The 12,281-nt window shown below is 37.4% G+C and carries 12 protein-coding genes; all 12 read left to right on the forward strand.

From position 1 onward, the window contains the following. The first annotated feature begins 30 nt into the window (after positions 1 to 30). Positions 31 to 1,515, forward strand: coding sequence for a DUF5687 family protein (locus tag CW736_RS04580; RefSeq protein ID WP_101012781.1), 1,485 nt, complete (start codon positions 31 to 33; stop codon positions 1,513 to 1,515). Between the two features lie 113 nt (positions 1,516 to 1,628). Beyond that, entirely contained in the window at positions 1,629 to 2,369 is a 741-nt protein-coding gene (locus CW736_RS04585; protein ID WP_101012782.1) for an ABC transporter ATP-binding protein, read from the forward strand. 262 nt (positions 2,370 to 2,631) lie between these two features. Beyond that, positions 2,632 to 2,859 carry a hypothetical protein gene (locus CW736_RS04590; RefSeq protein WP_157810882.1) on the forward strand — a complete coding sequence of 76 codons (228 nt, stop codon included), beginning with the start codon at positions 2,632 to 2,634 and terminating at the stop codon, positions 2,857 to 2,859. Positions 2,860 to 3,407: 548 nt separating this feature from the next. Continuing rightward, on the forward strand, positions 3,408 to 6,023 hold the full coding sequence (locus tag CW736_RS04595; protein WP_101012784.1) for a tetratricopeptide repeat protein: 2,616 nt from the start codon (positions 3,408 to 3,410) through the stop codon (positions 6,021 to 6,023). Between the two features lie 11 nt (positions 6,024 to 6,034). Then, positions 6,035 to 6,436, forward strand: coding sequence for a polymer-forming cytoskeletal protein (locus tag CW736_RS04600; protein WP_101012785.1), 402 nt, complete (start codon positions 6,035 to 6,037; stop codon positions 6,434 to 6,436). Between the two features lie 28 nt (positions 6,437 to 6,464). Beyond that, positions 6,465 to 6,851, forward strand: a complete 387-nt coding sequence (locus CW736_RS04605) for a DUF6168 family protein (protein WP_101012786.1) — start codon at positions 6,465 to 6,467, stop codon at positions 6,849 to 6,851. Between the two features lie 103 nt (positions 6,852 to 6,954). After that, positions 6,955 to 8,163: a F0F1 ATP synthase subunit A gene (gene atpB / locus CW736_RS04610; RefSeq protein ID WP_101012787.1), complete on the forward strand. Its 1,209-nt coding sequence runs from the start codon at positions 6,955 to 6,957 to the stop codon at positions 8,161 to 8,163. A gap of 18 nt (positions 8,164 to 8,181) precedes the next feature. Then, entirely contained in the window at positions 8,182 to 8,373 is a 192-nt protein-coding gene (atpE, locus tag CW736_RS04615; protein ID WP_101012788.1) for an ATP synthase F0 subunit C, read from the forward strand. Between the two features lie 99 nt (positions 8,374 to 8,472). After that, positions 8,473 to 8,970, forward strand: coding sequence for a F0F1 ATP synthase subunit B (locus CW736_RS04620; RefSeq protein ID WP_101012789.1), 498 nt, complete (start codon positions 8,473 to 8,475; stop codon positions 8,968 to 8,970). Between the two features lie 5 nt (positions 8,971 to 8,975). After that, a complete protein-coding gene (atpH, locus tag CW736_RS04625; protein WP_101012790.1) occupies positions 8,976 to 9,512 on the forward strand; it encodes an ATP synthase F1 subunit delta in 537 nt (178 codons plus the stop codon). 168 nt (positions 9,513 to 9,680) lie between these two features. Further along, on the forward strand, positions 9,681 to 11,255 hold the full coding sequence (atpA, locus tag CW736_RS04630) for a F0F1 ATP synthase subunit alpha (protein WP_101012791.1): 1,575 nt from the start codon (positions 9,681 to 9,683) through the stop codon (positions 11,253 to 11,255). A 69-nt stretch (positions 11,256 to 11,324) separates the two neighbouring features. Continuing rightward, complete coding sequence (gene atpG / locus CW736_RS04635; RefSeq protein ID WP_101012792.1) at positions 11,325 to 12,200, forward strand: ATP synthase F1 subunit gamma; 876 nt, start codon at positions 11,325 to 11,327, stop codon at positions 12,198 to 12,200. The last annotated feature ends 81 nt before the right edge of the window (positions 12,201 to 12,281 follow it).

The raw sequence follows: 12,281 nt of genomic DNA on the forward strand, positions 1-12,281 counted from the left end.
TTTGTAACTAATACTTTAAACTCACTGACCATGATCAAACAATTTATCCATCTAGAATGGAAAAGCTTTATTAGAAGTGCAGCATTTAAACAAAATCTTGCTATTAAAATTTTGATGGGCTTTGGGGCATTGTACTTTATTGCAATGTTTGGATTGCTAGGTGGCGGTAGTTATTTCATTATAGAAGAGTTTATTGAAGAGGGGAAAATCATTGCGGGCAATCCTTTTGAGGTCATTAATCAGTTTTTAATTTATTGGATTTTTGCAGATATAGCCTACCGTTATATGCTTCAAAAAATGCCAGTGGCCAACATAAAACCGCTGCTATACCTGCCTTTTGAGAAAGGAAAAATAGTCAACTATGCCTTAGGAAAAACAGTGGTATCCTTTTTCAATTTCTTACCTGCGTTTTTCTTTATTCCATTTAGCGTGGTCTTAATAGTTAAAGGCTACAGTATTACCGGGGTTATAAGCTGGCACCTCGCCATGTTCTTTATTACTCTAGCGACTAATTTTCTCAACGTTTTTATGAATAACATCGATAAAGTATTTTATCCAGTTATTGCCGTAATGGCGGCTTTAGGCTTGTCTCAGTACTATGGCATATTTGATATTACGTTGTATACAGGTACTGTGTTTATGTTTTTCTATGAAAATGCATGGGCATTTATAATTCCTTTATTGCTGTTGATAGGCACAGTGTATTACGCCTACCATTATTTTGAAAAGCAGTTGTATCTGGATGAAGGATTAAAGTCTGTAGCTCAAGAAGCGAGTACAGAGGATTTAAGTTTTCTTGACCGTTTTGGCAAACTGTCCACTTATTTAAAGAATGATATCAAGTTGATCAAACGTAACAAACGCGCAAAAATGACCTTTTTCATGGGATTCTTTTTTGTGCTTTACGGCTTGTTTTTTATGCAAGACGTGTATGCTGATATCAATGGTATGAAGGTTTTTGCAGGCTTGTTTTGTACCGGCGGATTTTTATTCAGTTTTGGCGGTCTAGTTCCTAGTTGGGACAGTAGTTATTACAAATTAATGATGGCACAAAACATACCTTACCGGGAGTTTTTGTTGAGTAAATGGTGGCTTATGGTGGCCGCTACTGTGATAAGTACACTTTTGTGCTCGTTTTACATCTATTTTGGATGGGATTGGTGGTTTGGAATATTGGCCGGAGCCGTTTACAACATCGGTTTTAATAGCTCTGTCGTTTTATGGGGTGGCGCATTTGTAAAAACACCTATTGATTTAATGACGACTAAAAAAGCCTTTGGCGATTCCAAGGCTTTTAATGCTAAAACACTACTCTTACTTCTTCCTAAATTGGTCTTACCAGTAGTTATTTATTATGCCTTTGCACTGACCATCAACGAGACTGCTGGGTTTATAGCGATTGCGGCTACAGGGGTGTTAGGGTTGCTTTTTAGGAATAAGATTTTTGACCTGATTGAAGACATTTATAAAAACGAGAAGTACGACACTATAGCTGCTTATGCACAAAAGAACTGACCTGAGCACATTGATTATATGAATTTCGCTTTCGCGAAAGCGGAACAAAAATGAAGTTCATGCCGCACTTGATGCGGTGCGAAATTAAAACCAACAACTAACACTACACCATTATGATTACTATAAATAAGCTTTCAAAACAATACAACGGTACAAGCGTACTAGACATAGAACATCTTGAAATCCCTAAAGGTCAGGCCATAGGATTAGTAGGAAATAACGGTGCTGGAAAAACGACTCTGTTTTCCCTATTTCTAGATTTGATACAGCCGTCTACCGGTCATATTGTTTCAAGCGACGTGAGAATAGATCAAAGTGAAGACTGGAAACCTTTTACAAGTGCTTTTATAGATGAGAGCTTTTTAATAGGCTACCTCACACCAGAAGAATATTTTTATTTTATAGGAGAATTGCGTGGCCAAAACAAAGCAGCTATTGATGCTCTTATCGCCAGCTACAGTGATTTCTTTAACGGGGAAGCCGTAGGACAAAAGAAATACTTGCGTGACCTTTCTAAAGGAAACCAGAAAAAAGTAGGAATCATAGCCGCACTAATAGGAAATCCACGGGTGATCATTCTTGATGAACCTTTTGCAAATCTTGACCCTTCTACCCAAATCAGATTAAAGAAAATTATCAAAGAACTCGCAAACGATCCTGAGGTGACTGTATTGGTTTCAAGTCACGATTTGATTCACGTGACGGAAGTTGCTCAACGGGTGGTGCTTTTAGAAAAAGGGAAAGTGGTAAAAGATATTGAAAAGAGTAGTGCTACTTTTAAAGAGTTAGAAGATTATTTTATAGGCATTTCAGAGAGTCATGCGCCAGTGGCAGCAACCATAGAAGAGGAATAGTTATGAGCCCTAGATATAAAATGTTAGGTATACATGTGATTATTTTCTTAGCAGCTTTTTTGCTAGCGCGATATATAACGATGCAGTTTGTTATAGAGCCTACTATTTGGACTACTGTCGTTCCATTAACCTGTGCGTGGTTGATTGCTCCTAGACCTCATGTGGTACAAATGCAATCTGGCAAGGAATATGGGTTGAAATCAATTTTCAGCAAGAAGGTATTTAAGGTCTAATGATATACCTTTGGAAAAAATCAATTTCCATGAGCCCTAAAATCAAATCCTTTCTTATTTACGGTGTTTCTTTTACTGCCTTATTTTTAATTTCAAGATTTATCGTATCGCAGTTTATGGAGCAAGGAATGATGACTATGTTTATACCTATAGCCGTTGCGATGATTATTTCTCCCAAACCCCATATTGAAGAAACTGAGAACGGCAGAGAATACGGGTTAAAATCTATATTTTTAAAAAAACCATTTAAGTTTTAAACGATGAATTACTAAGGCACAATTCAAGCCATTATTCTTGCATTTTTAGCTGCAGTGGCCTAAGATTTTAACTATAGACAAATAGCTTTTAATTCACTCTCCAGCGATCTTTGTGTTTGATTTCTTTTAAATCGTCTGCTTTTCAAGAGATTTAAAAAACACGTCTTCCAGTCTAAAAGCTATTTTGCTACTCACATGTATAGGGAGGAAGGTTTTTAGACCGTTACCTGTAACTTCCCAAAAAACACTATTATCTATTTATTAATTAGATAGTTGCGAAAAAAAAATTAGAAAAAGAATGTAAAAAAGTTTTTTATATAAAGCGGTAAAATGGTAGAAGCATCAAAAAAAACGCCTACCGATACTTAAAATAGGACCAACCGTTTTTCTAATCAAACCTTTAACGATCTGTTATCAATCAAAAGCCTCATAAATTTACCATCTTCGGGCTGTAAACATCATCGGTAGTAAAAAATCCTTATTTTTACGATCTTTTACAATATCAACGCGGTATTTGGAGTTATGGAAGTTAGTTTAAAACCTATTTTTTGAAACAGTTTTTCTACAATATTTGTATCGCATTCTTGCTTATAGCAATTGTTGCCGGTTGTAGCAGGAAGAAGAATTCCTTTATAAGCCGGAATCTTCATGCGGTAGGAACAGAATACAACGTCTTGTATAATGGCGATCTCGCTTTACAAGCAGGCCTTGATGGCTTGGAACAAACCTATAAAGAGAATTACTGGGATGTATTACCTGTAGAACGCATGACGTTAAAAGACCAAGTCTTTATGCCAGGCGATAAGCCAGCAGATCCCAACTTTGAGCGTGCTGAAGAAAAAGCGGTAAAAGCCGTACAAAAACACTCCATGCTTATCAATGAGACGGAGTACAACCCGCAAATTGATGAGTCTTATATGCTGCTCGGTAAAGCGCGATATTACGACCAGCGTTTTATCCCGGCATTAGAGGCTTTCAATTACATCTTACAATTCATGCCCGAAAGCGATCAAATAAATCAGGCTAAAGTATGGCGTGAGAAAACAAATATGCGGCTGAATAACAATGAAACTGCGATCAAGAATTTAAGTAAGTTGCTCAAGGAAGAGGAGGGAGCAATAGAAATGGAAGATCTTGCTATTGCAAACGCTACTTTGTCTCAAGCATTTTTAAACCTCGAGCAATTAGATAGCGCTCTTATCTATATGAATCGTGCTGAGCAACAGACTAAAAATAAAGAAACACAAGCGCGTTATAAGTTCATTACCGCACAACTATTTGCTAAGTCTGGTCAGCGCGACAGTGCATTTGCACATTATGATGAGATCATAGAAATGCATCGCAAAATACCACGTCGTTATTATATCAATGCCTTTATAGAAAAGATCAAAAATTTTGACACCTCTAAAGATAATAGGGAAGAATTGCTCGCGACTATCGTTGACTTAGAAGAAAACAGAGAAAACAGACCTTGGTTGGATGCGATTTATTCTCGTAAAGCAATTTATTATGAGAGAGAAGACAGTATAGAAGGAGCAAAAGAATACTACAATAAATCCTTACGCGCAAAAAACGGACAGGATTACTATTTGAGAGCTAACAATTATACTGCTCTAGGAAAGATAAGTTTTGATCAGTCTAAATTTGTGAACGCCGGTAAATATTTTGACAGTGCTATTGCAAATTACGTGGAGCGCACCAAAGAGCATAGATTGGTTACTAAAAAGAGAAACAATCTAGATGATGTGATCCTTTATGAAGGAATACGCCGCAGCGCCGATAGTATTTTTAAGGTTCTCGATATGTCGCTAGAACAGCAAGCACAATATTATCAAGAATACATAGACAGTTTAAAAGCAGAAGAAGAACGCATCGCAAAGGAAGCAGAATTAGAAGCAGCAAAAGCAGCTCAAGAACAAAATGCGTTTCAAACAATCAACAATAATAATGTTACTAATCGCGGTAATGTAGGACCTGCTTTTGGAACCCCTGGATCTAATATAGGCTCTAATGCTCCTGGCGGAAGTTCTTTCTACTTTTTTAACCAGCAAACGGTTGCTCGTGGTAAGTTAGACTTTAGAAGAAAATGGGGAAAACGAAACCTCAATGACAACTGGCGCCGTAAGAATAAAAAAGTAGAGCTGCAAGCAGAAGTGGAACAAGAGGATGTCGTTGAGGAAGTAGAAGTACGACCAGAATTCACTACAGAGTTTTATACCAGCAGACTTCCAGAAGGTGCAATACTGCTGGACAGTATTGCAAAGGCTAGAAACTTTGCCTATTATCAACTAGGAGTTATCTATAAGGAGAAATTTAAGCGCAACGATCTTGCCATCAGCCGTTTTAATACTTTATTGACGCACGACCCAGCCGAAAAGCTTTTATTGCCAGCACTCTACAACCTGTATTTAATTTACAAGGAAGATAATAGTAGTGACGCTTTCGCGAAAGCGGAACAGTTAAAAAATAGAATCATAACAGATTATCCAGATACGAGATATGCTCAAATATTGAGAAACCCTGATGCACAACTAGACGACAGTGCGAGTCCGCTGGCGGTTTATAATCGATTGTATAAGGAATACGAAAAAGAAAAATACGATCTAGTGATCACTAGCGCTGAGAGGTACTCCACTTTATTTAATGGAGATGATATCGTGCCAAGGCTGGAGTTGTTAAAAGCATTTGCTGCTGGAAGACTGTACGGTTTTCAAGAATATAAAAAGGGTATAGATTACGTAGCTTTAAATTTCCCTAATACAGAAGTAGGTAAAAGTGCTCAAAAGCTATCTGCCGATGCCGAAGCTCTTCAAATACCAGAGGTGTTTCTTCCAGAAAATGGACGTACTGATTTTAAATTGCTATACAGATTTAAAATCACAGAGGTTACCGAGATGGATGACCTAAAGGAAAAACTAGTGGAGGCCTTTAAAAAGGAAAACTTTGCTTTTACAGTTTCTATAGATGTATACAACAAGGAAGAAAAACTTGTAATAGTACATGGGCTAAGTTCAAAATTAGGGGCAAAAGGTCTAGGGGATCTTTTGGCAAAACCTGAGAATGATTATAAAGTTTCAAAACCTTACTTAGCTATAGCTTCAGAAAATTATAAGATCATACAGGTTTATAAAAGTCTGGATAAGTACGAGAAAGAAATGTTATAAAGGCAAATAGTATGTTTAACAATAAAAAGAACAGCAACTCTTATATGGAATCAGGTAAGTCACAAAACAGAATAAGTCATGGAACAACTATAGACGGAGATGTAGTTAGTGAAGGTGGTTTTAGAATAGATGGAACTATAAACGGCACTCTTAAAACATCAGCAAAAGTGGTGATTGGGAAAGACGGTAAAGTAGAGGGTACCTTAGATTGTAACAATGCAGACATTGAAGGTGTTTTTTCTGGAAAGCTTTTAGTTCAAGGATTACTTACTTTAAAGTCTACGGCACATATCACAGGAGAGGTGACGACACAAAAACTAGCTGTAGAGCCAGGGGCTACTTTTAATGCCAGTTGTACGATGGAGCCGGGGTCAAACCCCATGAATAATAGTAAAAAAGAAAAATCTGTTTAAGATTACTTTTAAACACATATCCATAATTATGAATTTTTACCTTAAAGCATTTTTACTTATTCTAGTATTGACTTCAGTAAGTATTAGTTTGCATTATTTTATAGAAGAATCTCCAGTATTCCAGCTATATAAACTTTATATATTTCTAGGCTCTGCTACATTTGCTTCAGTTTGTTGCATGCACTATTTATATCAATTAGTTCCTGATCAATTGGGCTATGTTTTTTTAGTAACGGTATTTGTGAAATTTGGTGCCGCCTTGATTTTATTTCCTCAATTACTAAGTCAAGAACCACCTTTGACTAAAGGTCAAATACTTACTTTTCTAATTCCTTATTTTACCTTTCTAGCTGTAGAAGCTTTTATGGTGATCAAGTGGCTCAATAATAACACTTTAGAGTCTTTAGAAAATTAAAAATTCTAATAAAAAATTTACTAATAAAAGGCTGTTTTTTAATTTCTTTTTTGTCGTACATTTGCAGCCGAATTAAAGAACATAACTTTTTACGGTGTATTACATGTATAGAGCTTACCTAAAAACAGCTTTTTTCGCTTTGGTTTTTATTGCTTTCGCGAAAGCGAATGGACAAAATGACCACGAGAAACAATTAACTAAGGGTGAAAAAATCGTCTTTGATGAAGTTGATGGTGGCGATTATGGCGAAGGAGATGCTGTAAACACCAAGACTGAAGTAGATAATTTTATAGCGCATCACCTTCAAGATTCCCATTATTTTACTCTTTTTGAAAAGGTTGAAGATCACTTTTTTGTAAGTCTACCACTACCCGTCATCATATGGGATAATGGTTTAAGAGTTTTTATGTCATCTCTGTTCCACCATGGTGAAGAGATTGCAGAAATTGACGGCAACTATTATCAATTGCACCATAGCAAAATATATAAGGTCAATGGACCAGATGATTTTATCGCCGCAGATGTTCACCATCCAGAAAATATAAAGCCTTTTGATATTTCAATTACCAAGAATGTGGTTACCGCGATTCTAGTGGGACTGATTATTTTCTTGATCTTTGGTGGGCTAGCAAAGCAGTATAAAAAACGTTCCATTCCTAAAGGTTTTGGTCGTGTATTAGAACCTTTGGTAATTTATGTTCGTGACGAGATCGCAAAGCCTAATGTGGGAGAGAAAAAGTACCGCAAGTTTATGGGTTTCTTATTAACGGTTTTCTTTTTTATCTGGATTGCAAACTTGTTAGGACTTACTCCTCTAGGAACTAATTTAACTGGTAACATAGCCGTAACGGTATGTTTGGCTTTAGTGACCTATCTCATTACAACCTTTAGTGCCAACAAAGATTACTGGAAGCATATTTTCTGGATGCCAGGTGTACACTGGGTCATGAAAATTTTCTTTATACCTATTGAATTACTAGGAACATTGACCAAGCCATTTGCGCTTTTAGTACGTTTATATGCAAATATAACTGCAGGTCACGTGGTACTTTTTACCTTATTAGGAGCGATTACCGTTGCCAAAACAGATTTAGATGTTACCACTGGAGCAAGTATAGGATATGGGGTCTTTTACTTTATTCTTGCTTTGTTTATCACATTAATAGAATTATTAGTAGCTTTTCTACAAGCATATATATTCACCCTACTTTCTGCCCTATTCATAGGTATGGCGGTAGCAGAGCATGATCATCCAGAACATGCCGGTGCAAAAGAAGATGATGTAGATGAAGTAAGAGAACGTTTTGTTTAATTTTTAAATTAGTTTATTATGGAAATCCCAACTATTGTAGGTGCAGGACTTATTGCAATCGGAGCTGGTATCGGTCTAGGAATGATCGGTGGAAAAGCAATGGAAGCAATCGCTAGACAGCCAGAGGCTGCTGGTAAAATCCAAACAGCGATGATTATCATCGCAGCACTTCTTGAAGGTTTTGCTTTTGCTGCGCTTCTTTTAGGATAGGCTCAGTAAAACAACCACATAAATCATTTACCTATAACGGTTGGTTATAGGTAATGATTTATAAATTAAAGATTAAAACAATTATATTAAATACAGATCATGGATCAGTTAATAAATGATTTTTCGCTAGGCCTTTTCTTCTGGCAACTTGTTATCTTCATAGGATTAATATTCCTTATGGCAAAGTTTGCATGGAAGCCTATATTGAGTAGCTTAGACTCACGTGAACAAGGAATTGTTGATGCACTCGCTGCAGCAGAAAACGCAAAGCTAGAGATGGTAAATCTGGAAGCTTCCAATCAAGCGGCAGCTCAAGAGGCTCGTGTCCACAGGGACGAGATGATTAAAGAAGCTCGCGAGATCAAAGAAAAAATGATCTCAGATGCTGCTGGGCAGGCTCAAGAAAAAGCAGATAAAATTATTGCTAGTGCTCAAGAAGCTATAGAATCTGAGAAAAAAGCTGCTCTTGCAGACATTAAATCTCAAGTTGCAGAACTTTCTGTAAGCATAGCTGAGAAATTAACACGCAACGAGCTTTCTGAAAAAGATGCGCAACTTGCACTTATCGATAAAATGCTTGCAGAAGCAAATATCTAGAAACTATGAAATTATCAAGAGCTGCATCACGTTACGCAAAAGCTATTCTCTCTCTAGCAATAGATGAGAACAATGCTGTTGTTGTAAATGAAGATATGAAAAGCATCCTTGTTACTGTTTCTAAAAACAAGGAGTTACGCGATTATCTTTCTAGCCCACTGGTTAAGCCCGAACAAAAACGCGCTGGATTACATCAAGTTTTCAAGGATGCAAATGAGGTGACTATGAAGACTTTTGATCTACTTGTAGCTAATAAACGTACAGATATCCTTCTGGATGTAGCAACAAGCTTTATCGTTCTTTTTGAAGAAATGAATAAGCGTGAGATTGCAACGGTTACAACTGCTGTAGAAATCACAGCAGATCTTGAGAAGAAAGTGCTTGCTAAGGCCCAAGAATTAGCAGGTAAAGAAGTAGCCCTTGAGAAAGTAATTGACCCTAGTATTTTAGGAGGTTTTATACTTAGAGTAGGGGATAGAGAGATTAATGCAAGTGTGCAAAATAAAATTGGTGAACTAAAAAGAACTTTTGCTAGTAATTAGTAATCGATTGATCAGTAGTTCTCTTTCTTTTATTTCGCTTTCGCGAAAGTGAAACAAAAAGAGGTTCGTGTTACTCCTTGTGGAGGCATAAACTAAATAACAACAAATAAAAACTGTCCAGCAGCGCTTGTCGACGCATAGACATTTAACAAGAATAAAAATAAGAACATGGCAGAAGTAAATCCAGCAGAAGTATCAGCAATACTTAAGCAACAACTATCAGGTTTTGATGCGACTGCATCACTTGATGAAGTGGGAACCGTACTTACCGTAGGTGATGGTATCGCACGTGTTTACGGTCTTTCTAACGCACAATACGGGGAACTTGTTTCTTTTGCAAGTGGGCTGGAAGGAATCGTTCTTAACCTTGAAGAAGATAACGTTGGAGTTGTACTTCTAGGTAAATCACTTGAGGTTAAAGAAGGTGATACTGTTAAACGTACAGAGCGAATTGCTTCCCTGAAAGTAGGAGAAGGAATTGTAGGTCGTGTCGTAAATACTCTTGGTGAGCCTATCGATGGTAAAGGTGCTATAGAAGGTGATCTTTACGAGATGCCACTAGAGCGTAAAGCTCCGGGAGTAATTTTCCGTGAGCCTGTTACAGAGCCTATGCAAACCGGTATCAAAGCTATTGATGCGATGATTCCTGTAGGTCGTGGACAACGTGAGTTGGTAATCGGTGACCGTCAAACGGGTAAGTCTACTGTTTGTATCGATACAATCATCAATCAGAAAGAATTTTATGATGCTGGCGAGCCAGTATATTGTATATACGTTGCGATAGGGCAAAAAGCCTCTAACGTAGCATTAATTGCTAATGTGCTTGAAGAAGCTGGCGCACTTGCTTACACGACTATCGTGGCAGCAAATGCATCTGATCCTGCTCCTATGCAAGTATATGCGCCATTTGCTGGTGCAGCTATTGGGGAGTATTTCCGTGATACGGGTCGTCCTGCACTTATTGTTTTTGATGACTTATCAAAACAAGCAGTTGCTTATCGTGAAGTATCTCTTTTGCTACGTCGTCCACCAGGACGTGAAGCATACCCTGGAGATGTATTCTTCCTTCACTCTAGATTGTTAGAGCGCGCGGCAAAAGTCATCAACAATGATGAAATTGCAGCAAACATGAACGACTTACCAGAAAGTTTGAAGCCTATCGTAAAAGGTGGTGGATCGCTTACTGCTCTACCTATTATTGAAACACAAGCTGGTGATGTATCTGCATATATCCCGACTAACGTGATCTCTATTACAGATGGACAGATTTTCTTAGATGGAGACTTGTTTAACTCTGGTGTACGCCCAGCGATAAACGTAGGTATCTCGGTATCTCGTGTAGGTGGGAACGCACAAATCAAATCGATGAAGAAAGTATCTGGTACATTAAAACTGGATCAAGCAGCTTACCGTGAATTAGAAGCCTTTGCAAAATTTGGTTCTGATCTTGATGCCGCTACTTTAAGTATTATCGAGAAAGGAAAGAGAAACGTTGAAATTCTTAAGCAAGCACAAAACAATCCTTTCCCAGTAGAAAATCAAATTGCGATTATCTATGCGGGTTCCAAGAACTTGTTGAGAAATGTGCCTATTAATAAAGTAAAAGAATTTGAAAGAGATTACTTAGAATTACTTAATGCAAAGCATAGAGGGGTTCTAGATACTCTTAAAGCTGGAAAACTTACTGATGAAGTGATTGAAACACTTACTGCAGTAGCTAAGGATCTTTCTTCTCGTTACTAAGAATATAGAATTTAGAGTATAGAATATGGATGTCCATGTTCTATACTCCATACTCTAACCTCATAAAAAATGGCAAACCTTAAAGAAATAAGAAACAGAATATCCTCTGTATCATCTACCATGCAGATTACCTCTGCAATGAAGATGGTAAGTGCGGCAAAGTTGAAAAAAGCACAAGATGCTATTACAGCAATGCGTCCTTATTCTGATAAGCTTACAGAACTTCTTCAAAACCTTAGTGCTACTACGGACGGCGATGCTGGAAGTAAATATACAGAGCAACGAGATGTAGAAAGAGCTCTTGTGGTTGCAATTACTTCTAACCGTGGTCTTGCAGGCGCTTTTAATACCAATATTATTAAAGAGCTGATTCGACTGAATCAAAACGAATTAAAAGGTGTGGACGTTTCTTACATGACTATAGGTAAGAAAGCAAACGACTTTGTAAGCAAACAATCTCCCGTACAATCTAATAAAAGCGATTTATTTGAGAATATTTCTTATGATAACGTAGCTGTAATTGCCGAAGAATTGATGGAGCTGTTTACAACAGGTCAATTTGATAAGATCGTTATCGTTTATAACAGCTTTAAAAATGCTGCTACACAAATCGTAATGACAGAAGACTTTCTTCCTCTTAAGCCAGTGGCAAAAGATGAGGATGCCCTTCAAGCAGAAACCGAGCTGGACTACATTTTTGAGCCTTCTAAGGAAGAAATCATTGAAGAATTGATTCCTAAGTCACTTAAGATGCAATTGTACAAAGGAGTGCGTGATTCTTGGGCTAGTGAGCACGGTGCTCGTATGACAGCAATGCACAAAGCAACAGACAACGCAACTGAGCTAAGAGATCAATTGAAATTGACTTACAACAAAGCACGTCAAGCAGCTATTACAAACGAGATTCTTGAGATCGTGGGTGGTGCTGAAGCATTGAATAGCTAAACGACTATTTCTGCGGAGGCGGAAATCTTTATAAATATATCGAGAGATATAAAATTGTAAAAGCCTTTCAGAATTTCTGAA

Source organism: Nonlabens sp. MB-3u-79, from assembly GCF_002831625.1.
Taxonomy (GTDB): Bacteria; Bacteroidota; Bacteroidia; order Flavobacteriales; family Flavobacteriaceae; genus Nonlabens.

What these genes read in the sequence shown, in the direction of transcription:
- CW736_RS04620 (WP_101012789.1), top strand. Translation starts at nt 8,473, where the DNA reads ATGGATCAGTTAATAAATGATTTTTCGCTAGGCCTTTTCTTCTGGCAA.
- CW736_RS04600 (WP_101012785.1), top strand. Translation starts at nt 6,035, where the DNA reads ATGTTTAACAATAAAAAGAACAGCAACTCTTATATGGAATCAGGTAAG.
- CW736_RS04585 (WP_101012782.1), top strand. Translation starts at nt 1,629, where the DNA reads ATGATTACTATAAATAAGCTTTCAAAACAATACAACGGTACAAGCGTA.
- atpA (WP_101012791.1), top strand. Translation starts at nt 9,681, where the DNA reads ATGGCAGAAGTAAATCCAGCAGAAGTATCAGCAATACTTAAGCAACAA.
- atpE (WP_101012788.1), top strand. Translation starts at nt 8,182, where the DNA reads ATGGAAATCCCAACTATTGTAGGTGCAGGACTTATTGCAATCGGAGCT.
- CW736_RS04580 (WP_101012781.1), top strand. Translation starts at nt 31, where the DNA reads ATGATCAAACAATTTATCCATCTAGAATGGAAAAGCTTTATTAGAAGT.
- CW736_RS04605 (WP_101012786.1), top strand. Translation starts at nt 6,465, where the DNA reads ATGAATTTTTACCTTAAAGCATTTTTACTTATTCTAGTATTGACTTCA.
- atpH (WP_101012790.1), top strand. Translation starts at nt 8,976, where the DNA reads ATGAAATTATCAAGAGCTGCATCACGTTACGCAAAAGCTATTCTCTCT.
- atpB (WP_101012787.1), top strand. Translation starts at nt 6,955, where the DNA reads ATGTATAGAGCTTACCTAAAAACAGCTTTTTTCGCTTTGGTTTTTATT.
- atpG (WP_101012792.1), top strand. Translation starts at nt 11,325, where the DNA reads ATGGCAAACCTTAAAGAAATAAGAAACAGAATATCCTCTGTATCATCT.
- CW736_RS04590 (WP_157810882.1), top strand. Translation starts at nt 2,632, where the DNA reads ATGAGCCCTAAAATCAAATCCTTTCTTATTTACGGTGTTTCTTTTACT.